Source organism: Solibacillus isronensis (assembly GCF_023715405.1).
Taxonomy (GTDB): domain Bacteria; phylum Bacillota; class Bacilli; order Bacillales_A; family Planococcaceae; genus Solibacillus; species Solibacillus isronensis_B.
Window position 1 is genome coordinate 1656311 of sequence record NZ_JAMBOC010000001.1, and the last position, 24231, is coordinate 1680541.

Annotated in this window: 22 protein-coding genes; 4 read left to right on the top strand and 18 right to left on the bottom strand. The window is 37.7% G+C overall.

Going from position 1 to position 24231, the window contains the following annotated elements; translation table 11 throughout:
• Position 1: 1 nt before the first annotated feature.
• The 14 genes from M3166_RS08495 to M3166_RS08560 form a co-directional block, all read right to left on the bottom strand.
• Positions 2-1735 (bottom strand): 2-oxoacid:acceptor oxidoreductase subunit alpha, encoded by a 1734-nt coding sequence (locus M3166_RS08495; RefSeq protein WP_251689150.1) that lies wholly within the window; start codon positions 1733-1735, stop codon positions 2-4.
• Positions 1736-2263: 528 nt separating this feature from the next.
• On the bottom strand, positions 2264-2530 hold the full coding sequence (locus M3166_RS08500; protein WP_251689152.1) for a stage V sporulation protein S: 267 nt from the start codon (positions 2528-2530) through the stop codon (positions 2264-2266).
• A 131-nt stretch (positions 2531-2661) separates the two neighbouring features.
• Positions 2662-3384, bottom strand: coding sequence for a CpsD/CapB family tyrosine-protein kinase (locus M3166_RS08505; RefSeq protein WP_251689154.1), 723 nt, complete (start codon positions 3382-3384; stop codon positions 2662-2664).
• Positions 3385-4110, bottom strand: a complete 726-nt coding sequence (locus tag M3166_RS08510) for a YveK family protein (RefSeq protein ID WP_251689156.1) — start codon at positions 4108-4110, stop codon at positions 3385-3387.
• Between the two features lie 31 nt (positions 4111-4141).
• Positions 4142-5977: a polysaccharide biosynthesis protein gene (locus M3166_RS08515; protein WP_251689158.1), complete on the bottom strand. Its 1836-nt coding sequence runs from the start codon at positions 5975-5977 to the stop codon at positions 4142-4144.
• Between the two features lie 519 nt (positions 5978-6496).
• A complete protein-coding gene (locus tag M3166_RS08520; RefSeq protein ID WP_251689160.1) occupies positions 6497-6994 on the bottom strand; it encodes a VanZ family protein in 498 nt (165 codons plus the stop codon).
• Between the two features lie 365 nt (positions 6995-7359).
• Positions 7360-8157, bottom strand: coding sequence for a TIGR00282 family metallophosphoesterase (locus M3166_RS08525; RefSeq protein ID WP_251689162.1), 798 nt, complete (start codon positions 8155-8157; stop codon positions 7360-7362).
• Positions 8158-8263: 106 nt separating this feature from the next.
• Complete coding sequence (locus M3166_RS08530; RefSeq protein ID WP_251689164.1) at positions 8264-8998, bottom strand: NAD-dependent epimerase/dehydratase family protein; 735 nt, start codon at positions 8996-8998, stop codon at positions 8264-8266.
• A gap of 62 nt (positions 8999-9060) precedes the next feature.
• A complete protein-coding gene (locus M3166_RS08535; protein ID WP_251689166.1) occupies positions 9061-10014 on the bottom strand; it encodes a glycosyltransferase family 2 protein in 954 nt (317 codons plus the stop codon).
• Between the two features lie 27 nt (positions 10015-10041).
• Complete coding sequence (locus M3166_RS08540; RefSeq protein ID WP_251689168.1) at positions 10042-10953, bottom strand: ATP-grasp fold amidoligase family protein; 912 nt, start codon at positions 10951-10953, stop codon at positions 10042-10044.
• Between the two features lie 394 nt (positions 10954-11347).
• Positions 11348-12238, bottom strand: a complete 891-nt coding sequence (locus M3166_RS08545) for an IS3 family transposase (RefSeq protein ID WP_251689170.1) — start codon at positions 12236-12238, stop codon at positions 11348-11350.
• Complete coding sequence (locus M3166_RS08550) at positions 12235-12537, bottom strand: transposase (protein ID WP_014822792.1); 303 nt, start codon at positions 12535-12537, stop codon at positions 12235-12237. The genes M3166_RS08545 and M3166_RS08550 overlap by 4 nt, the downstream gene beginning before the upstream one ends.
• 136 nt (positions 12538-12673) lie before the next feature.
• On the bottom strand, positions 12674-14353 hold the full coding sequence (locus M3166_RS08555) for a phospho-sugar mutase (RefSeq protein ID WP_251689172.1): 1680 nt from the start codon (positions 14351-14353) through the stop codon (positions 12674-12676).
• Positions 14350-15642, bottom strand: coding sequence for a glucose-6-phosphate isomerase (locus M3166_RS08560; RefSeq protein WP_251689174.1), 1293 nt, complete (start codon positions 15640-15642; stop codon positions 14350-14352). Before M3166_RS08560 ends, M3166_RS08555 begins: the two co-directional genes overlap by 4 nt.
• Before the next feature lie 640 nt (positions 15643-16282).
• Between M3166_RS08560 and M3166_RS08565 the strand changes: the two genes are divergently transcribed.
• The 4 genes from M3166_RS08565 (at position 16283) to M3166_RS08580 (ending at position 19142) form a co-directional block, all read left to right on the top strand.
• Entirely contained in the window at positions 16283-17014 is a 732-nt protein-coding gene (locus M3166_RS08565; protein ID WP_251689176.1) for a conserved phage C-terminal domain-containing protein, read from the top strand.
• Positions 17011-18276 (top strand): replicative DNA helicase, encoded by a 1266-nt coding sequence (locus M3166_RS08570; protein WP_251689178.1) that lies wholly within the window; start codon positions 17011-17013, stop codon positions 18274-18276. Before M3166_RS08565 ends, M3166_RS08570 begins: the two co-directional genes overlap by 4 nt.
• Positions 18269-18748, top strand: coding sequence for a hypothetical protein (locus tag M3166_RS08575; RefSeq protein WP_251689179.1), 480 nt, complete (start codon positions 18269-18271; stop codon positions 18746-18748). Before M3166_RS08570 ends, M3166_RS08575 begins: the two co-directional genes overlap by 8 nt.
• 142 nt (positions 18749-18890) lie before the next feature.
• Positions 18891-19142, top strand: a complete 252-nt coding sequence (locus M3166_RS08580; RefSeq protein ID WP_251689181.1) for a hypothetical protein — start codon at positions 18891-18893, stop codon at positions 19140-19142.
• A gap of 185 nt (positions 19143-19327) precedes the next feature.
• Here M3166_RS08580 and M3166_RS08585 read toward each other — a convergent pair whose 3' ends face one another.
• The 4 genes from M3166_RS08585 to M3166_RS08600 form a co-directional block, all read right to left on the bottom strand.
• Complete coding sequence (locus M3166_RS08585) at positions 19328-20356, bottom strand: GDP-mannose 4,6-dehydratase (protein ID WP_251689182.1); 1029 nt, start codon at positions 20354-20356, stop codon at positions 19328-19330.
• Complete coding sequence (locus tag M3166_RS08590) at positions 20337-21707, bottom strand: UDP-glucose dehydrogenase family protein (protein ID WP_251689184.1); 1371 nt, start codon at positions 21705-21707, stop codon at positions 20337-20339. Before M3166_RS08590 ends, M3166_RS08585 begins: the two co-directional genes overlap by 20 nt.
• A gap of 148 nt (positions 21708-21855) precedes the next feature.
• On the bottom strand, positions 21856-22671 hold the full coding sequence (locus M3166_RS08595; protein ID WP_251689185.1) for a hypothetical protein: 816 nt from the start codon (positions 22669-22671) through the stop codon (positions 21856-21858).
• Between the two features lie 66 nt (positions 22672-22737).
• Entirely contained in the window at positions 22738-24186 is a 1449-nt protein-coding gene (locus M3166_RS08600) for a lipopolysaccharide biosynthesis protein (protein ID WP_251689187.1), read from the bottom strand.
• Between the last annotated feature and the right edge of the window lie 45 nt (positions 24187-24231).

Sequence of the window (24231 nt, forward strand, 5' to 3'; positions counted from 1 at the left end):
ATTAAATTTCCTCCTTCACTAAGTTTGTTAATTCACGTGGTAAGAATGGTGTACCATCGTATTTTAAAATCGATTTAGTCTTCGCGTGACCACCGATATTCATTTTCATAACATTTGCAAGCTGACCTGTCGCATTGTTTTCAACGACAATCACTTTTTTCGCTTTATCCATTAATGCACTCATCTCTTCTGCAGGGAATGGATGGATCAGCTTAATATGTGCATGGTTCACTTTTACGCCTTCAGAGTTCAGCTTTTCCTGAACTTCTTCTATTGCTCCGCGCGTTGAGTTGAAGCCTACAAGCAATACGTCCGCATCTTCATGCGGTGCGTTTACGTATACCGGATTTTCAAAGCGGACATGCTGTAATTTACGCATACGCTTATCCATTTGCGTGCGACGGTTGCCCGTTGCTTCAGATGGCTTCCCTGTTTCATCATGCTCTACACCCGTTACATGGTGAATACCGCCTTTTGTACCTGGCAGGACACGTGGAGAAACGCCGTCTTCTGCATTTTCATAACGCTTGAAGTAATCTTTTGATTCTACATCTTCAACTGCTTCGACAATTTTGCCGCGGCGAATTTCAATTTTACTGTAATCAAATGGATCAACCGACTGCTTACCTAATGATAACTGCAAGTCTGTCATCACGATAACAGGTAATTGTAATTCTTCGGCAATGTTAAACGCCTGAATCGTATCATAAAACGCTTCTTCCATTGTAGAAGGCGCAATGACTACTTTCGGAATTTCACCGTGTGTACCGTAAAGCATCGCCATTAAATCCGATTGCTCTTGCTTTGTCGGTAAACCTGTTGATGGACCACCGCGCTGTGTATCGAAAATAACAAGCGGCTGCTCCGTCATACCTGAAAGACCGATTGCTTCCATCATTAATGAAAGACCCGGACCAGCTGATGCTGTGAATGCACGCACACCACCGTAGTTTGCACCGATCGCCATTGTTGCTGCAGCAATCTCGTCTTCTGTTTGAATAACCGCTCCACCTACTAAGGGAAGCTTCTTAATCATGTATTCCATAATTTCAGATGCCGGTGTAATCGGATATGCTGCCATGAAACGAGAGCCGGCTGCCAATGCACCTAATGCCGCTGCATCGTTACCGATCATGAACATACGGCGTTTTCCGTCTGCAGGCGCAATTTCCCATGTGCCGACACGGTCACCGATTTGCTCTGAAATCGCTTGACGACCACGTTCAATCGCTTCAATGTTCTTCGCAACGACTTCTTCACCCTTACGTCCGAAAATTTCATTTACAACACTTTGGAAAACCGATTCATCCAAGTTTAAAAGCGCTGCCGTTGCACCAATCGCCACCATGTTTTTCATTAGAGACGTACCAAGCTCAGCCGCAATTTCCGTAAATGGCACCGCGTATAATGGCGCGACACTGTCTTCCGGATTTTTCGGATCGAATTTCGCATCCGCTAAAATGATACTGCTTGGTGTTAATTCTTTATAGTTCACGTCGATCGTTTCCTGGTCAAACGCCACTAGTATATCTAAGTCGTCCGCAATTGCGCGTACTTCTGTCGGACGAACCGTAATTTTATTATTCGTATGGCCACCTTTAATACGAGAAGAGAAATGACGGTAACCGTATAGGAAATACCCTAGACGATTCATTGCCATTGAGAAGATTTCACCTGTACTCTCAATCCCTTCACCTTGCTGCCCACCGACTTTCCATGAAAGCTGATGTAACATATCAACATCTCCTTAAAGTTTCTGTATTTATAAATAAAGCGTATAAGATGCTTTATCGAGCAGCTGCCGTATTGCACAGCCATTTTATAGTTTTTTCCTACATTAGTTTAACATGAAGTTTTCGTCTCTTCTATTGCAAATGTCATATCGAGTCAAAAAATCAGACCTTTGACGGAAAGTTCTGTACATAATTTGTTTTGAATTAAAACAAGATTTCTATTCCCTAAAATTTATATGGGAAATCTTTTATACGAGGACGATTGGTTATGTAAAAGGGTTGCGTTCTAAAAGAAGCGGTTTGCTGTTCCAGTATATGAGTGAGAATTTCATTTTCTCCTAAAAGTGGAAGTGACGATTAAATATCCGAAACTGACGAATAAGTGAACAAAATTGACGATTAACCTTATCAAAATGACGATTAAAATTTTAACGGAATCTAAATCTCTTCTATTTAAATATATCCCGCAAACAAAAATACACCCGCTTAGCCCAGTTTGGGTGCTAAGCGAGTGTATGGGTCTTCATGAATTAACGAGTTCTTTTTTCAACGAGTAGTTTTAATGCCGTACGATCTTCTCCTGCAATGATAATGTCCGCGAAAGCCGGTGCACAAATTAAATCTGTGCCGCTTGGGGCTACAAACCCTCGAGCGATTGCTACTGCTTTAATTGCCTGGTTTAACGCACCTGCACCTACCGCCTGCATTTCAGCAAACCCTTGCTCTCGTATAACCGCAACGAGTGCTCCTGCAACAGAATTAGGATTAGAACGAGATGATACTTTTAATGAATCCACAGCTATTTCCTCCTCATCTAGTACTGCTTTATCTTTTTTTCAGGCTGTTTTTATTGCCTGTACGTCATTGTATGCGCTTCAATGACCAATTAGAATCCGATTTTTGCAACTACTGTAAGAAATTATTCAGTTTATTCAGCATAACGATAACCATCATAATAATTATAATGATTCTTTGTTTTGTAGTTGTTCAAAACGACACCCAAAATCTTTGTGTGGGAAGCCGCCAATAGCGTCTGTGCTTTTTTTGCCGCACGTTTATCGATTACACCTGTATTTAAAATCATAATGGCGCCGTCGCATTTATTCGCCAGTATCTGCGCGTCAGTCACCGATAATAACGGCGGTGAATCGATAATGATGATGTCATACTGATTCTTAACCTCCTGAAGCAACACATCCAATCCTTGAGACGAAAGCAGTTCAGCAGGATTTGGCGGGATAGGACCACTTGTAATGACATCAAGCCCTACAATAAATGTCTCCTGAATCGCATCATGCAGTTCCGATCTTCTGGCCAGGACATTCGAGAGACCTACTTTGTTGAATGTTTTAAATGTATGATGAAGCGTCGGCTTACGCATATCGGCATCAATAATGAGTACCTTTTTGTCTTCCTGAGCAAATACAACACCAAGATTCGCCGCGTTCGTTGATTTCCCTTCCCCCGGAGTAGAAGACGTTATTAAAATAGTTTTTAACGGCTCATCCGGCATCGAAAATCTAATATTTGTACGGATCGTACGGAACTGCTCGATAACATGGGATTTCGTTTCAGTAAAAGTGACAAGCTTCCTTGCTGCATTTGCATTTTGCAGAACATTTTTCTTTTTTCTCAGACTCAGCCTCACCATTTAACCTCTCCTCGCTTTTCGGGGAATTAATGAAAATCTCTTTTGATTTTCTTCTTTAATCAAATCAACCATACCGATCACCGGTAATTCCAGATAATCTTCCACATCGCGCTCACTTTTGATCGACATATCCAAATACTCAATGAGAAATGTCAAACCTATGCCAAGCATAACACCAATAACAGCGCCAATTGCGATATTCATCATCTTATTCGGCTTTACCGGTGACGGATTTTCGCTTAATTTCGCCGCGGATAAAATGGAGATATTATCGATGCTCATTAACTGTGGAATGTTCTCTTTAAACACTTCCGCGACCGTATTCGATATGTCCACTGCTACTGCCGGATTCGGGTCCTCCACACGGATATTGACGACTTTTGAATCCGTTTTGCTAAATACCGATATTTGCTGTGCCAGCTGCCCTGTCGTTTTGTCCAAATCAAGGCTTTCCAGTACTGGAGTCAAGATGACCGGACTTGTAATAATGACTTGATACGTATTAATTAAACTTAAATCGATATTAGTACTTTGCAATGAATACACTTGATCGGCATTGCCTTTTTGATTCACTAAAATCTGCGTTTGCGCATCATAGATCGGGGTAATCGCATAAAAACTGATACCAGCTGCCACTGCACATCCGATTACTGTAAGAGCAATAATTAATACAAGCCGTTTTTTAATGATCTTTATTATTTCCTGTAGACTGATTGTTTCTCCCAATGGTTTTCCCCCTCAACTGCTTCTATATAATTCAGGCACTCGTCTCTTGCACACTGATCACATTTTGATTCCACTTCGCATTTGCAATTTTAATCAGTTTCGTCTTTAATTCAGACGACCGACTCTCATCAATGTCTTTCAGTAATGCAGTCAGCAATTGTCCTTCAATACGGCTCGCTTTCCCGACATGAATTTTCGGGTAAATATGCTCTTCCTGAATCTCTTCTGCGTTCAATAATTCCTCGTACATTTTTTCACCCGGTCGAATTCCGGAAAATTCAATTTCAATTTCCTCTTCCGAAAAACCGGATAGACGAATCAGGTTTTTGGCCAGGTCTACAATTTTCATTGGTTCTCCCATGTCGAGGACGAATACTTCTCCGCCTCGAGCAAGTGCTCCCGCCTGCAGTACGAGTCTGGACGCTTCCGGAATCGTCATAAAATAGCGGGTCATATCAGGATGCGTAACCGTCACAGGTCCGCCTGCCGCAATTTGCGCTTTAAACCTTGGAATAACACTGCCTCTTGATCCAAGAACATTACCAAAACGAACAGCAGCAAAATTTGTGTCGCTGTACGTCGCTAGATTTTGAATAATAATTTCAGCTATACGCTTTGTCGCACCCATTACATTCGGTGGGTTGACCGCTTTATCGGTTGATATCATGACAAAATTGGGAACACCGAATGCATGGGCTGCCTCGGCTATATTTTTAGTACCGAAAATATTGTTTTTTACCGCTTCTCGTGGATTGCTTTCCATCATCGGTACATGCTTATGAGCTGCCGCATGATAAATAATATCCGGTTCCAACTCTTTAATGACTTCGAAAATTCGCTCCCTGTCCTGCACATCCGCAATGACCGGAATAAATTCGATATCCTTGTATTCAGTCTTTTCAGATAATTCTAGGTGGATTTTATAGATGGAGTTTTCTCCATGCCCAAGCATGATGATTTGTTTCGGATGGAAGTGAGCGGTTTGCCGGCAAATTTCCGAACCAATCGATCCCCCCGCACCTGTAATAAGTACCTTTTTATTCGTCAAATTATTTGATAGTGCCACCATATCAAGTTTGACTTCTTCACGACCGAGCAAGTCTTCAATTTTAATTTCCTGCATATCGCTCACTGAAACTTTACCGGTCATTACATCTTCAATTTTCGGCATGATTTTGATCGTTGCTTTTGTTTCACCTAAGCGATTATAAATTTCACGGATTTCTTTTTTACTTAAGGAAGGGATAGCTAAAATAATTTCCTGGATTCCCTTCGTCTGTACAAGTTGCGGGATATCCTTTGTTGTTCCGCATACATTTACGTCCAGCAGTTTTAAATGCTGTTTATTCAGATCATCATCTACAATGGCGACTACTTGATATTCTGATGGATTTCGCTTCAGACTTCGCAGCAGCATTGTCCCCGCCTCACCAGCACCGACAATCAATACCCGTTTTACATCTGCAGTTGGTTTGTAGGTAGACCAGTCATGAACAACCCTCAGCAAAAAACGCGAACCGCCGATTAATAAAATATGTAGCAGCCAAGTAACAGCCATCACACGAAAATAAATATCCTGTTTAATGACATACTGCATGGCACTTGCTGCTAAAACAGAAATCGTAACGGCATAGCCGATTATAAGCAGCTCTTTAACCGAGGCCAAACTCCATAGCCGGTTGTACAAATGGAAAAAATGTGCCGTAATATGGTGACTGATAAGCAGTGTAACGGCAGTTAAAACGATGACTGTATCCGAATAAACTGTTAATGACGGATGCAGTAAAAAATAACTGATGAAAATGGCCGACACGACAATCAATGAATCCAAAATGGAAAATGTCGTGTATCTTGCAGTGTAGCTCAATCAAAATCCTCCCTCGACTAGACAATAAAAGTTTAATAATTACGTCCGAAATGCTTGGCACCTTTGGGCATTGGGTACTAAAGACTACCAATCCTTTAAATTGCTATTAAAATTTCACTTATGATTCTAAATTATTCTCTTAATCTCCTTCCTTGTACAAATGACGTAAAAAGGAACTATATAATTCCACCTTATATTTAACTTTTTACATCATTACCCAAATATATAGTTATTTTATCATACCATAAATTATTCCAAACTATTCACTTTCCCTAAAAAAAGAAAGTAAAACCTCGTTTTCGACAAAGTTTTACTTTCTTTTAATTTATTTTTCACTTTTTAAATATTGAGCGAGATGATCAGCGATACGATGCAAAATATAATCACGATGATAATCCCCCATTTCCATCGCTCTTTCATCATGGGCTCCCTTCGTTCTATAGTTCATGTACGTTTATACATATTCATAAAACCTGAGAGCTATTCATATAATTTAGTGATTTCTTAGTAACAAAGTTGTTAACGTTCGCTTACTTTATATCTAGAGTTGGTTTTTCTGTTTTCCGAACGAGCCTTGCCGGTCTTCCCGATTAAACCAAGAAGCGTCGCCACCGTAATTCCCGTCGCAGCCCCTGCCCAATCGATAAAAATGTCTTTTAGTTGAGCCCCTCTGCCATCAACAAAATCCTGATGGTATTCATCGGTAACCGCGTAGATCATACATAGGACAAGCGAAATTATTGCACTCCAAGAATGCTTTAACCCGGTTAATTTTAGTGCTAGCAATGCAAAAATCCCCAAGAAAAAGTAAATCGTGAAATGAGCGTTTTTTCGGACGAGGTAATGCAGCTGGCTCTCCTGCACATTTTCCAGTGGTGTTATTTTTTCTGCAACCTCTATCAATTGTTTTGTAATATTTGAACTTAAGCGACTTGAATCTACTACTGGTTGTTGTGAAAAGTAAAAAATGAGCATCATCCACAATATAACAATCAGCCAAGCGAGTATTTTTCTCATTTTTGTTTCCACCTCTTTTATTAAAAAGTCTATTTGGTCCAATCTTTCGCATCGTTACAATTATTCCCACATGTTTTCCATTTTATTCTAATTTCTATTAGAATGCTATTGTGTAGTTTTAAATATTTTACCGATTTTACAGGTTTGTTAAATATGGTGCAAATATATTCTTCTCTTTATGTGATTTTATCCTCAATCTGTATTCGTTAATCCTCAACTACCTTTGCATAATCCTCACTTCATACAAATTAATCCTCAATTATTTTTTATAATCCTCAATCAGCTATTAAAGGACTAAAAAAACACCTATCACTGTATACAAAAGGCAGTTACCTTTTGTATAAGTAATAGGTGTCATTATTCACTTATGCTTGAAACGGGTTATCCTCATTTATGAGTACACGTTCCTGGCGAATTGCTTTCCCAGTTTTATCATCAATTTCGACAAAGAAGGCACTTAATACAGCGCGGCCTTTTTTCGGTACTTCATAGCGTGCCGGCATGTTTGTCAGGAACTTATAAATGACATTATCTTTCCCCATACCTAACACTTCATCATACGGACCCGTCATACCGACGTCAGTAATATATGCCGTGCCACCTGGGTAAATACGGTTGTCCGCCGTTTGGACATGTGTATGTGTTCCGACAACAACAGATGCTTTGCCGTCCAGATGCCAGCTTAATGCGATTTTTTCACTCGTAGCTTCAGCATGGAAATCGACAAATACGATTGGCGACGTTTTTTTCGCTTCTTCAACCATTTCAACTGCCATCGCAAACGGATCTTCATGCGGCGGTAAAAATACGCGACCGTGCAAATTAATAACCGAAATCGTCACACCGTTTTTCGATACTTGCGTCATACCGCGTCCTGGTGCATCTTTCGAAAAGTTTGCCGGACGCACTAAGTAATCTGCATCATCGATAAAATCAAAAATGTCTTTGTTGTCCCACGTATGATTGCCCATCGTGATGACATCGACACCCATTTGCAGTAAATCATTGTAAATCGCACGTGTAATACCGCGCCCTGCTGCAGCATTTTCACCATTTGCAATAACAACATCCAAATTATATTTTTTCTTTAAGCGAGGCAAATACTGCTCTACTGCATCGCGACCGATTGAACCAACGATATCGCCAATAAATAATACTTTCATTATTAAAAACCACTCTTTCTGTTCTTCAACATCTAATCATTTTATCACTTTTTGTACAATAGACGCAAAAAAACTGTTACAAAATGAATTGTAACAGACTAATACGCTAACATTTTGAGTTTTCATGCCAATTCCAGGCATCTTCAATCATTTCATTTAAATTTTGTTCTGTATGCCATCTAAGCTCCGGTTGTATGTTTTTTGAACTAACCTCAGATAAATCATACATCCTAAATGATGGCTTCTCTCGCTCCAACGCTTCAAGTACTAAAACATGTGCATTTGCAACATCGCTCACATTATTAAAACCACGGTTGCCTGGCTCATCAATCGCAACTTCCAGATTTCCACTAACCGAAGCCTGTACACTAGTGCTCTTACTATAACGGAGAACGCTCCCATTCATATCATAGGCTTTCGTATAGACTTCAAGCATTTGTTCAATCATACATTTCTGCCCTTGTAAAAGCTCATGCTCTTCTGAACATGCCATAACGGCTGAAGAAAGCATTATATTTCTCACTCTGCATGCACGCATGACTTTCAATAATGCTAATGTACCACCGACATTATTTTCATAGTAATATTCAGGATTCCCCATTGCCTCGTTGACTGAGTCCGATGCTGCAAAATGGATTACGGTATGAACCGGAAACAATGTAAATATTTGCGTTAACCGTTGCTGGTCCGATAATTCACCTTCAATAAAAATAGCCCGCTCATCGACTGCTCCACGGTGTCCTGTGGATAAATTATCATACACAACGACCGGCCCTTTTTCCAGTAATAAATTTACGACATGGCTTCCAACAAAGCCCGCTCCACCAACGACTAATATCACAAATATTCCCCCTTATCAAGCTTCGAATTTTACTTCTACAGTTACGAGTATATTTACTCTTTTTAAGCCTTTACTTTATGAACCAACCGGAAAAATGTCGGATAGACCCTCATTTTCACTAACGGTTTCATCATGCGCAGATTCCACGGGAGCTGAGAAAAGTTTTTGCTTTCCCGGATAATTTGACGCTCCAGCGATTTCACTTGCCTTGTGTTTGACGTCGTTAACAACACATGATGATAACGATGAATATATAATCGTAAATTTAACCCCTCAATCACATTGCGGTATTGTCTTTTATCAAAAAACTGCTTCAATTGTGCATACGTTTGTGCATGTGAGTGGGCAATCGATGGACTATAGTTTTTCATCAGCATATCCTCATATTGTACAAAGTTATACTGCGGTTCATTTACAATGGCAATCTTTTTCGCAAAAGATAAATATTGCGCGATGAACCCAACATCTTCAAAAAATGGATGATTATCAAAATATAATCGCTCCCCCATAATGATGGAACGTAAAAACAGTTTATTCCACGGCACGATATACGCTTCATTGTGCTTTGTGAGATAATAATTTACTGGGTTCGGTTTTGTTAACAGTGCTTCATTGACCTTCACCTGTTTTTTGCGCTCCGTTTCCGGCCAGTATTTCGTATAGCCACACAGTACGAGATCCGCATGTTTCTGCTCAGCTCGCTGTACGAGCTTTTCATACATCGTACTTTCCACAAAATCATGTCCATCCACAAAGGCAATATATTTACCTGTAGCTTCCTGCATTCCGTAATTACGCGCTTCACTTAACGTAAGGTTTTGCGCATTAAATAGACTAAAACGTTCATCTTCACTAACGAATTCTTCACAAACAAGAGCCGTTCCTTTAGAAGAACCATTGTTCATAATAAGCACTTCGATATCTTTCAATGATTGCTGCTGCAGGCTTTTAAGACATTCTCTAATCGAATATTCAACATTATGTGTTGCCACAATAATAGACACAATCGGTATCATGGAAATCCTCCTAAACAGTAAAAGTGATTAATATTTGGAACGGGCTACAGAAACCGGATGCCTCGACTTCTCAATATCCAAATCAAGCCATTGCCCAAGCTTCAGACTGTCATCTTCTTGAATTTGGTTATTTAAACAAGCGTCCGGCGTGAATGTAAAGTTGTTAAAGTAAACTTTCTCATCTACTACCTTTAGATCGATTCGCACATACGTAAACGGCTTACTCAGCTTTTTCGCAATGGCGAGCAGTTCTTCAAGCTGCGCAGGCTTTACTTTTCCTTCATCAAACGGATACTTTTTCTTTATATAATTCGTATTAAACCAATCCGGTGTTAACATGAGTGTTTGCTCTTTCGGTGTAAAACGGTGGAAAGTAGTCTCGATAATCTTCGGCACCCCATGGAAACAATGAATGTTGTATTCTTGTGTATCATTGCCAGTTGTTGATTCAATAAAACGTTCAATAATAATTCTAGGAACAATTGATGTATAGTGGGGCTCAGCATATTTAAGCGAATAATCCGTTGCCATCATTTCCGCTAATTGCTGCCTTGTTTCCCGGTAATCCATTTCACGTTTATTCTCGCAAACTATTGTCATACCATCACCGTGGGAACATTTCAAAACAAATTTTCTCGGCAACTGCTCGAAAATAATATCTTCCACTTCATCAAAAATACCGATCAGCGGCGGCAGTAAATAGTTGTAGCCGACTGTGATCATATATTCGCGCGCCTTTACTTTATCTGTAAATCTTCTTTTAAATTCAACATCTTCAAATAGTTTGAGCCACATTAGTTTTTCATTAAAGGTTTTTGGATTTTCCAGGTTTAAACGGGTTTTGAATCTGTTCCAATATAATAATTTACTTGCAGCAATTGGGGATAACTTTACGACTTGTGTGAATGCATAGCGCTTTGCATGTAATGGGATTTGCATAAATGAATCACAGCTCCTTCTATTATTTTTTCACATTACTAATTGATTAGGATTAGGGTAATTAGTGAAGTTTTAGCTGTGAATAATAGAGTAGCAAATGGTAGTGTTTTAAAGGTGAAATGTGTTTGCTAAAATTTGTAGTAGATAGGCTGATTGACGATTTGTTGCTTTTCAACTATTTTGATGCATTAAAATAGATTCTATAAATATCTTTCTAATAGTATAGTCTCGAAACATCTAATATATACCTACTATTCAAGTTTTTCTGGTCTTCCGTCAATATTTCGGACAAACGTTAAGAGACTTTTTTTGCTACCGCCCTTCGGTTGCTCTGCTTTTCATCCCTCCATGCCCAGACATGGGCATGGAGGGATGAAAACCCTATAAGAGAACTTTATGAGGCATTTTGACAAACAGACTCCTGTTGATTTCTCTCAAATTGGTTTGGTGATAAATAACCGATTGTTGAATGTCGTCGTCGTTCATTGTAAAAGTTTACGATGTATGACTCCACGCTCTTTCTTGCTTCTTTTTTGGATTGGAAACGGTGACGATAAATCCATTCTTTTTTGATTGTGGCGTGGAAGGATTCAATACACGCATTGTCATAGGGATCTCCTTTTCGATTCATGCTAATTTTAATCCCATGTTCTTTTAAAGTTCTTGTATAGCTTGTGGCACAATATTGTGCGCCTCGATCTGAATGATGAACTAATCCTTTTTCGGGTTTTCGAACTGCTAAAGCATGCTTCAAGGCTTGATCTACTAATGTTTGTTCCATATGATCTGCGATGGCCCAGCCGACGATTTTACGAGAATATAAATCCATGATTGACGCAAGATACACCCACCCCTCCAGTGTTCGAATATAAGTTATATCTGCGACCCATACTTTATTTTTCTCTTTAACTTGAAATTGACGTTTGACTAGATTCGGATAAATAAATTGATGGTGTTTGGAATCCGTTGTTCGTTGAACAGTCTTTGGGATTATGGCACTTAACCCAAGGTTTCGCATCATATTCGCAATCTTCTTTTGCGAACAGACATAACCTATACTCGCTAAGTCTTGCGCAATTCGAGGGCTACCGTATGTACCAAAACTCCTCGTATAGGATTGATGAATCTGACGGGCAATTTCTGTATCGCTTACTTCTTTTTCCGATAAGGGCTGTATCTGTTTTTTACGCCAGTCATAATAACCGCTTTTTGAAACCATCAATACTTTACACATCATCGCAATGCCAAAGTCATTTTTATGCTTTTCAATGAATGCATAAATCACTCGGGGTTTTTCGCGAAGATGTGCATAGCCTTTTTTAGAATTTCATTCTCTTCTTCCAAATCACGTAACTTCTTATCAAACGCTGCCTGCAACTTATCTACTTCGCTAGAAGTAAAGTAACGTGTGACATCCTGATTTTTCGATTCACGATAATCTTTAATCCATTTATGAATAGTTGAAGACCCAATTTCAAACTTAAATGCCAGATCCGAAACTTTTGCGCCATCTTCTAAAACAGACTTTAAAATATATTCTTTTGTTTGTGCGTCTAATCGCTTACGAGTTTGTTTTTCTTTCATCGTTCCACGTCCTTTTTTAGATATCTTAATCTTAAAGTGTCTCTTAAGACGTGTCCATTTTTTATACTAACCTCATTTCTTCTATTAAATGCAAAAAGGCATTTAGAATATTTTATTCTAAACACCTTTTCATCTTTTATATAAAACTCAATTTTAATTGCTCCAATCGTTCTGATGCTTGACTAGCACTTTCTCCTATCACACCAAAATAGTATTTACATTTTGGCTCAGTCCCGGATGGACGGATGGCAATCCATGATTCGTCTTCCAATATAAATTTCAGTACATTTTCTTTCGGTAAATCGATTGGTAGCTTGTCACCTGTAACCGCAGTTGCTATCGCTGTTAAATAATCCTCGTATCGAACAACTTTTTTCCCTGCAATTTCAGCTGGCGGATTTTGGCGAACCGCGTCTAACAGTGCGGCCATTTCCTCCTGTCCTGATTTACCTTCGAATACTTTTGAAATTAGTGCTTCTTTGTAATAGCCAAACTGCTTATACACAACTTCCAATGCATCAAGCAATGTTTTGCCTTTTGACTCGTAGAAGCTTGCCATTTCCGCTATTTTTAACGCCACTTGCACCGCGTCTTTATCGCGTACGAATGGTTCGATTAAATAGCCGTAGCTTTCCTCATAGCCGAATAAATACTTATACACACCTGACTGTTCATATTCGGCGATTTTTTCAGCAATGTATTTGAAACCAGTTAAGGTATTAACGGTCTCTACACCAAAATGAGCAGCAATCTTCGTACCTAGTTCCGATGTGACAATCGTTTTAATCATAATCCCATTTTCAGGAAGCGTTCCGTTGCTTTGCTTTGTCTGTAAAATATAATTTAACAGTAAAGCCCCTAACTGATTACCAGTTAATAGTTCATACGATTGACCGTTTCTAACTGCTACGCCTAGACGGTCGGCATCCGGATCAGTTGCGAGCAGTAAGTCTGCACCTACTTTATGACCTAGCTCCATCGCCAATTCAAAAGCGGCTGCTTCTTCCGGATTCGGATATGGAACAGTCGGAAACGCACCATCTTGAATGGCCTGTGCTTCAACGACATGTACTTCATTAAATCCAAATGCTTTTAACCCTTCACATACAGGCACTAACCCTGCACCGTGAAGTGGTGTGTAAACAAGCTTCATATTGCTTTTTACAGGCTGTTCTTTTAAGTGAAGGAGACTGTACTGATAAGCCTGATCAATCTTTTCTAAAATATATTGACCATACTGTTCAAATTCCACTGTTTCAATCGCAAAAATATCTTCAATTTTATCCATATAAGAAACAATGGTATCTGCTCCAGCAGGTACAAGCTGTGCTCCGTCTGCACCATATACTTTAAATCCGTTATACTGTTTCGGATTATGGCTTGCCGTAATAACAACCCCCGCATAAGCGTATAAATAACGCACTGCAAACGAAAGCTCCGGCGTCGGGCGTGATTCACTGAACACATAACTATGTACACCGTAAGCTCCTAACACCTTCGCAGTTTCAACAGCGAACTCTTTTGAAAAATGACGTGTATCATAAGCGATTACTACACCTCGTGTTTTCGCTTCTTCGCCGCCTTCACATACATACTGCGCAAGACCTGCTGCTGCACGACGCACTGTATAGATATTCATACGATTTGTACCAACACCTAGTACACCACGCATCCCACCCGTACCGAATTTTACGTTTTGATAGAAATGATCTTCTACTAATCGTTCATCAGTACGAATTTCATCCAATTCATTTTTTAAGTAATTTGGTAGATTTGCTGCTCCCCATTGTTCAAGCTGAGTTTTAACTGTAATCATTCTGTCACCTTCTCTTGCTTTAAAAGTTCCATTATTTTTTTCTTATAAGCTTCTACACCTGGTTGATCAAACGGATTGACTTCCAGTAAAAGTGCACTCATCGCACAAGCTTTCATAAAGAAATAAATTAAATAGCCAAGGTGGAATTCATCTAATTTATCAAGTTCCAACTGAATGACAGGCACGCCGCCTTCCGAGTGGGCAAGCGCTGTCCCTTCTTTGGAAACTGCGTTGATTTCATTAAAAGTGTGACCAGCTAAATAATTTAATCCATCTTCATCACGAGGATCAAACGGTACTTTATAATCCACATTAATTTCTTTAAAGTGAAGCAATGTCTCAAATAATATCGGACTACCTTCCTGAATAAATTGACCGATTGAATGCAGATCTGTCGAAAAATTAGCCGATGTCGGGAATAGACCTTTCGCCTCTTTCCCTTCACTCTCGCCAAAAAGCTGCATCCACCATTCATGGAAACGTTTCAAGGCAGGCTCAAAGGAAGCGAGCAATTCAACTTTATAACCTTGTGTATGCAATGCATGACGTAATACGGCATAACGATAAGCCTCATTATCTTCCAAATGAGAGGCTGAAAATTCAGTTGCAGCAGATTTTGCACCAATCATTAATGCGTCAATATCAATGCCAGCAACAGCAAGTGGTAATAATCCTACAGGCGTTAGAACCGAGTAGCGTCCACCAACATTGGCGGGAATTTCAAATTGACGGTATCCAGAGCTATTTGCAATATCACGTAAAATACCTGTCTCTGCATCGGTAGTTACGATAATACGGTTCTTTGCTTCTACACCGTATTTATCCTCCATATATTGACGGAAAACACGGAACGCTAATGCAGGCTCCATCGTACCGCCTGATTTTGAAATCACATTGACATAGACACGCTTATCTTTTATATAATCGATTAACCCTTGTACATATGCACCGCTCATATTTTGACCGACATATACGACTTCAATGCCGGATTTTCGTTCAATGAAATGGGGAGTTAACGCATTTTGTACTGCGCGCGCACCGAGATATGATCCGCCGATTCCCACAACTATAAGGATGTCCGCCTTTAATTTTATTTCTGTCGCAACTTCATGAATCTGCGCAAAAAGTGCATTCTGATCTTCAAGTGGTGAATCCATCCAGCCGGTAGTATTATGATCCGTACGATGTAAGTAATCATGGAGTACTTCCACTTTTTTTGTATAGTGCTGCCAGTCAATGTTTGTTAAATCATAGTTTAAAATATGTGTTTTTAATAACTGTAGCTGCAATAATATTCCTCCATTCGATTTTGTTGGTACTAATTACATGAATAATTTCTTCTCTACTAATATCACTCTATTATACGGTAAATAGTACCCACATACTAGGGAAACCCTCAGTTATGTTAGATAATCATTTCGACAATCTACTACAATTTATGACTTTATTTCTAACCAAAAACAAATATCTCTAAATTTATCACATGTTTTTTAGTCATTTTCAAATGAGTTTATCTACACTCTTCATTATTGAAGGGGAATTCTAAAATTTTTTATTCTATAATTTGTTATCGCAAAATAGAAAATCTCCTAACTTTTCAACAAACTATTCTGAGCTATTTTTGGATGTTCACACGTTAAAATAATTTCTCTCTCTTCTGCCGCTCAAGTTACTTCTCGTAATTCAATTTTATCACATCCCCCTGCCCAAGAAAGTCTCCTCAATAAAAGATCTTTAAGATCTTAAAATCTTTTAAAAGAATTTAAAAAGATTTATATTGTTGCGTTAAAACGCAACCGTATGATTTTTTTCTTTATGCTCCTTAGCATTGTTCCAACGAAAAATATTATTTTACATATCGTGTCCCTTTTTTTGATTTCGAAGGCCATATATAGGGCAAGACAGTAAAAAAAAATTGGAGGTTAGGACATGAAATTATTAGTGAACGAAGAGCACTTACTTGTATCACCGAGCTTGTCAGCTCGAATCGGTATTCAGGAAGCGTTATTGCTTCAGCACCTGAGTTATCGATTAGAAACAGAAGGGGTTAGTAAAGAGGGATACATTTGGTATTGCCAAACATACGAAGATTGGTCGAAGCAATGCTTCTTTTGGAACGTTCCGAAAGTCAGAAGACTGTTAAGAAAGTTGGAAAACTATCATATTATTGTTTCATCCAACAGATTTAACCGCTTCTATACAGACCGTACGAAATGGTACCGGATTAATTACGAAAAACTCAACGAACTACTTCAAACGGAAATTTATAATCAAGGTGAGCTGTTTCCTGGAGAACCAAAATTGCCCGAGAAGAAAATAAAGAAACCAAATGCCGATCACAACGTGGAGATTGCAAACATCATTCACTACTTAAATGAAAAAGCCAAAAAGAATTTTAATGGTAGTTCGAAAACAAATATCCGACTTATCCAGGCTATTTTAAAGGAAGGCTACACAGTTGAAGATTGCTATTTAGTTATTGATGAACAGGTGAGAAACTGGAAGAACGATCCGCAGATGAACAAATATTTAAGACCGATCACATTATTTCGACCTGGGAATTTTGAAAGCTATTTAAACGATGCACTTACAAGACAGCAAGAAAACAACTTCGATTTTGAACCAGTCGTACTCGATTTTGATGAAGGTGAATGCTATTGATTAAAAAGGAATTTCTGGAGCAGAGTATTTTAGCAACAATGCTCGAGGAAAACTATTTGATTATGGATAGTCAGCTGAAGCCGGAGATGTTTTACGGACAACACCACCGACAGCTTTTTATGCTGATGCAGCAACTCGTAGCAGAAGGACACCCGGTCGATTATCTGACACTGAGCGCACGATTTGAACAGATGGAAACAATCGGCCTGTCCTATGTTACGGAGCTCATGATGTGTGCCAATGCGGAAAAATTTGATGAGTATGCCCGACTGTTACGAGAAATCTGGCGTGAACGACAAAAAGCCCAAATATTATTTCAGGCTGCGGAAGGTGATTGGGCGATTTCTCAAATTATTGAACGGCTTGATTATACACAGCTAGAAGGCAATCAGGTGGATACATCCATCACCCAAGATTTGGTCGGAATGCATAACCGCCCTTGGGAGGACGTCGAGACTCCCGGGCTCATCGTCCCCCACATCCAGAGTCTTGCTTCCATAATCGATGGATTTCGACCAGGCGAATTGACGATTATAGCAGCCCGGCCTTCAATGGGAAAAACTGATGTCATGAACAATATCGCCCTACAAGCTGGCTGGCAAGGACATTTACCGATCATCTTTTCATTGGAGATGAGTAAAACCATTTTACTGAATCGGCTTATTGCAACATCAGGTCCCTATTCTCGGCTAAAGATGCGCAACCCAAAACAATATTTTTCGGAGGACCAGAAAAATAAGTGGTTGCATGTATTAGAGAATGTTAATAAGTCGAGTATCCATATTGATGATCGCAGCAGCTTAACGATGCCGCAAATCCGTAGTCAGTCTCGCCGTATCATCCGGCAAAACCCAAACAAGACACCCGTCATTTTAATTGATTACTTACAAATTATTCAGACGGATGGTGACCACGATTATCCGGCGATGGCGATGGGCAAAATCAGCCGCGCCCTAAAGCAAATGGCTAAAGAGTTTAACTGTCCGGTCATTTGCCTATCACAGCTCAACCGCAATGTTGAAACCCGCAGTAATAAGCGACCAGTAATGAGTGACTTACGTGATTCCGGCTCTATTGAACAAGATGCGGACGTCATTATTTTACTATATCGCAACTCGTATTATGAAACAGAAAAGACCGATGCCCCTGATTTACTGGAATTCATCGTTGCGAAAAACCGCAATGGGCCGACTGACACAGCGAAAGCCATCTATAACAAAAAAACAGGACATATTTGGACAAGGAGCGAAGTGAATGCCTAAAATGAGTGTCTATAACCTTCTATTAGAAATGATCAAACATGAAGAAAACTTTGGCGCTTACTGGATATACCTTGCTTTAAAGAAAGGCTATTTGCAAAAGGAAGATGACCCAAAGCGTATTTACGATGTACCTTTTACTGATGAAGAAATCGCTGAAATCAACGCAATGAATGAGCGTGATGTACTCGGCATCAATCGGATTAAACTCTATGCAACAAGCATTTCAGATGCTAAGTATGCCCTATATTTTGCAAGAACACCATACGATGCACAAATGCTGCACTCCAATATTTATGGCTCTAAACCTACAAAATGGCACAGCATTTATAATCAACATAAATACACGAGTATCCTACATAACGAAACAAATGAGGAAATCTATCTATTTATGTTAAAGGAGCGAGTTAAGGAATTTCCTTATTATATTGGGGAGATTGTTGTAGAGAACAGTGAGAGAAGGGTTACAGTATAAATTAGAATCAAAATTAATAAGTTTCCCCTACAAATAGCCTAAAAAAGTATTTTTGACGCATAAATTATCAAAAACAGATGGTAGGATTACTTAAAATTTCTTCGTATAATTGAATATAATACAAATGAATGGAGGAATTTACTTGATAGGGTTAGAAAAATCAATTATTTATGAATTAGGTACATTTGAAGCCGAAGTCTATAGTGTTGAAGTTTTTAATTACGAGGATTTAATAATCTCCATTACTTTAAAGAAATTTATGGATCAGCAATATTCAGCAGAATATACTATTGAGATTGAAGATCAAATAATTAATGGGGCAACAGGAATCTTCTCTACTAGAGAACAAGCTTTATTTACTGCAGAGAAATTTATATTAAAGGCATTGCCTTAATAAAAATTATCTTTATACAGATAACATGCAGCTGCAACCTGCAAACAGAAATGAGGTATTTTATTCCTGCGTTATTGGGTAATTTCATCCTGGTGTTGCCAACTAAATCCCCTTGGTGTAGAAAAATTTAAAAAGTACAACAAATAAGCCCGCCAAGCCCGTTAAGGCTAGCGGGTAATTTGTATTTAGTCCTTTAAATTATAATAATCCACATACCAATCAGCGAACTTTTGCAGTCCATCTTCGATTGAAGTTTCCGGTTTAAAACCTACAGCTTTCTGCAATTCATCAGTAGAAGCATATGTAGCGGGGACGTCACCTGGCTTAATAGGTTCGAATACCTTTTCGAATTGCACTTCTTTTCCTAATGCATTACTTAACGCTTTCTCAAGTGTTTTAATAAAAACCATTAATTTTTCAGGACTATTATTTCCGATATTAAAAACCTTATGTTGAACTTCACTTTGAGGCGGATTACTTAATAATCGTTCAATTCCCTCAACGATGTCATCAATATACGTAAAATCACGGTAAAGATCATTTTCAAAATCGCCATTATTGAAAATTTTAATTGGCTCACCATTAAAATACTTATCTGCAAATCCAAAGTAAGCCATATCGGGTCTACCCATTGGACCGTAAACTGTAAAGAAACGAAGCCCTGTAGATGGAATTTTATAAAGATGGCTATATGTATATGCCATTAATTCATTTGATTTTTTAGTTGACGCATACAATGAAACGGGAGTGTCCACAAAATCTGTTTCTTCAAACGGAACTTTTTTATTGGCTCCATATACTGAACTGGATGATGCATAGACAAGATGATCCACTGGATAAAATCTGCACGCCTCTAGGATATTATAAAAGCCTATGATATTACTTTGAATATAGACATCCGGATTCTCTATTGAATACCTTACTCCTGCTTGAGCAGCTAAATTTACTACAATATTTGGCTTGTACTCCTTAAAGGTTTTCATAATCAAACCCTTATCGGATATGTCACCTTTAATAAAAGTAAATTTTTCATAAGGTTTCAGATTTCCTAAACGAATATGTTTTAGATTCACATCATAATAATCATTTACATTATCTATACCGATAACTTGGCAGTCCTGCTCCAGTAATTTTTTAGATAAGTAGTATCCGATAAATCCAGCTGCACCTGTAATCAAATATATTTTACTAGAATCAAGATTTTTGTAATTCAATATTCCTCGACTCCTTACCAGCTTCACTAGTTGCAGATTTTCTCCCGATTGAGTGATACTCTACTCCTGCTTTTTGCATCTCTTCAACACGATAAATATTTCGGCCGTCATATACTAAAGGAGTTCTCATTAGCTTTTTATAATTTTCAGGAGTTAAAGCTTTTACTTCTCCCCATTCAGTAAAGATAAAGCAAATATTCGCATCTTCTAAAGCAGCCTCAATATTGGAAACATAAGTAATATTGCCCTTGCCATTCTTCCCTTCCGGATGAACTTTAGCAAAGTTTTCTGCTCCAACAGGATCAAATGCATAAATATCTGCGCCTTGTTCCAATAATAATGGTATGTTTTCAAGTGATGGCGCTTCTCTCAAATCATCTGTTCCTGGTTTAAAGGTCAAGCCTAATACAGCCACTTTAAGACCATTGAATGTAATGAGTCTTTTACTAGCTTTTTTATAGAGAATTGTTTTTTGCTTGTTATTCACATCAATAGCAGCTATAACCGTTTTGAGCTCATAACCGTTCTGTTTCGCAATATGCTCAAGCGCTTTTGTATCTTTAGGGAAACATGAGCCTCCAAAGCCGATACCTGCATTTAAGAACTTATTTCCAATACGTTGATCATAACTCATCCCTTTTGCAACATCCTGTATATCTGCTCCAACTAATTCACAAAGATTAGCTATGTCGTTCATATAAGAGATTTTAAGAGCAAGGAAGTCATTAGACGCATATTTGATCATTTCTGCCGATTTTCTATTTACTGATACAATCGGTAAATTGAATGGCTCATAGATTTTCGTAAGTAATTCTTCAGCCCATTTAGTTTCTGTTCCAATAACGATTCTTTCAGCATGAAGTGTATCATGGACTGCGGATCCTTGCGCTAAAAATTCCGGGTTTGATGCAACTTCTACTTTCACATCTTTTACTAAAAAGTCCTGAATAAATTGTTCCACCTTATCATTAGTTCCAATAGGAACTGTTGATTTTACAACAATTAGGCAATCTTTTTCTACTGATTCAGCAATTTGTCTTGCAACAGTTGCGATATATGATAGATTTGCAGATCCATCAGATTGCTCTGGAGTACCAACACCTATAAAAATAGCATCAGCGTCTCTATAGGCAGATTGATAATTTGTTGTATAATCCAATCTTCCAGCTTCATAATTCTTTTTCATCAAATCCTCCAAGCCATCTTCATAGATTGGAGAAACGCCTGATTTCATTATTTCTACTTTTTTCTCGTCTATATCAACACAGGTCACTTGATGACCTACTTCGGCAAAACACACACCAGCTACTAATCCTACATAACCTGTCCCTGCTACTGCTATTTTGTACATAAAAAAGCCCCCAAATATTATAAAATTGAAATAGACCATCTTAAGAGAAATGACTAAAAACTATTATTTTGCTAGTTAAATACTAAAAGTTTTTATATTATATTATAATTTTTCTAAATTTAACTAAAACTTCCCATTATTTCCATTCTTAAATATTTCGGGAATTAGGGATTACTTTTTCAGCCGCTTTACTAATTCTTCTTTCAATCTTATTTAAAATAAATATTTTTTTATTTCGTCTAGCATACCTTTTTAATGCAGATTTTGTTAGTAGAAAATCCATACCTGTTTCGATTTTTAATTCACAAGGATGACAAAATCCGCATGGTTTTCCAAATATAGGAGCATGACATACCCAGACATTTTTCATTATATCCTCATAACCCCATTTTTGAATATTACTTTTCATATCATGACCTGCTTTATTAATAATCGGGAATTTAAAATTTCCAAGTACTAGCATTACTTCTTTATTACTTCTACTAGAATCAAGAATAAAACCATCTCCGTTTTCATCCTTTTTTAGTTTCCCATATTTATTAATCGCCGTTAAAATATTACTAACTTCCAATGGTGCTGATTCTGTCCCCAATTCTAGGCCAGGGTTTAATAATGCAAGACGGGCTAACCATTCATGTTGAGTACCCAATCTAGTTGTATTAGCAATTTGTTCAAATGCTTTAGTAACTTCTTGATTTGAGGGAATCGATTTTTTATCTATAAATTCAATAGGTAAAATAGTTGCTCTCGTTTCTTTTCTTCTACTTAGTTCCAACAAGATTTTCCTCATAGCTTTTATCTCAAATTGTTCACTATGCCTCCCATCACCATATACATAAATAGGTTGTACGGTACATAATTGTCTTGAAAGTTCTACAATTCTATAAGTTGAATCCCATCCACCAGTCCATAGAATCCTTACTACATTATTTTTCAAACTTATATCAGTTTTTTCATCTTGCATACTGTTTCTCCAATCATATAATATTTAGTTATCTACAACTATAGTTAAATACATATATTATTAGTATCAATTTCTTTTTATTATATTTTTCACCATTTTTACATCATCTTTTGCAAATATCAATACAATACCAGTATATATTAAAGCACAAAAGATTATTGTTACAAAATCCCATAACATTGTGCTTGATAACTGTTTTAATAGTAATGCAACAAGGGTCATCATAAATGTAAAAATTAATGGTTTGGAAACATTTTTAATTGTATCAAAAACCGAAAAATTCATAAAAAATTTCATAATTATAAAACTAGTTATCATACCTTGAAATCTTATTAATGCCCGGGAGAAAACTAAAGCCAAAAATCCGTACTGTATACTAACTAGACAAGTAGGAATAATAAAAGCAAGATGTATCATTTGAGATATAAATGACAATTTAGGTCTTCCTTTTGATCTGTATACCTCACCATTGAAATATGATGTAATTATTAAAAATGCAGAAGTCAATGACCATATTCCTATTATACTACTTGCCTCGGTCCATTGGCTCCCCAGCATAATTTGAGTTGCAAGATCGCTAAATAAAAACAATCCTATACCTATTGGTAAAACAAAGTAAGCCATAACCCTCTGATATTTATAATATACTTGTTTAAATGCAATATCATTGTTCTGAAGCCTTGATAACGCTGCAAATAAAATTGGCATTATTGAAGCTGTAAATAACGTCATTAAACCATTAACCATTGTAATTGATGTTTTATATAAACCTATATAATATTCAGTCAAAAAGGTACTAATTATAAATACATCAATCCATGCAGTTAACCATATTGCAATTGCTTCAGCTAATGACCAAATACTAAACGACAGCATCTTTTTTAAAATACTAACCTTATAAAACCAACTTGGTTTCCACTTTGACTTAATTGTTAATATTACTGCATTTGAAAGTTGCATTACTATATTGCCAATAATTAACGCCCAATAATTCATACCTACAAAAGCTAGCGGGATAGTTACCACAAACGGAAGACAAATGGAAACGATTCTGACAGTGAATAGTGTTTTAAAATCAAAGTTTCTTCTATATAAAGCCATTTGTATGCTTGAAAAAGCTGTAAGTGGCAATTGGATACAGGCTATTGCAACTACATTTCCCAGACCTGGATTTCCTACTATTGCAGCGATATGCTCACTAAAAAGAATTATTAATCCCCATAAAAAGATGGATATTGCTAAGTTAGTTAAAAATGCCACATTAGCATTTTTATTCTTTTCTTCTTCATCCTTGAACTCGTGTTGAACCAGGTATTTCTGAAATCCTGCATCAGTAAACATCTCAGCAAAACTAGTAATCATTATTATAGTGGCAACTACCCCAAATGCTTCTGGAGCAAGTATCCTAGCTAATATCATATTAGTAAGAGGATTAATAATTTTTGCAGCGATCTGAGTAATTGTAGACCATTTTGTCGCATTAATAATTTTTTTTTGAAAATTATTTTCTTCCACTTTAAATTCACCTTTAGAAAAACTAGCAAACAAAAATTTTCAGTG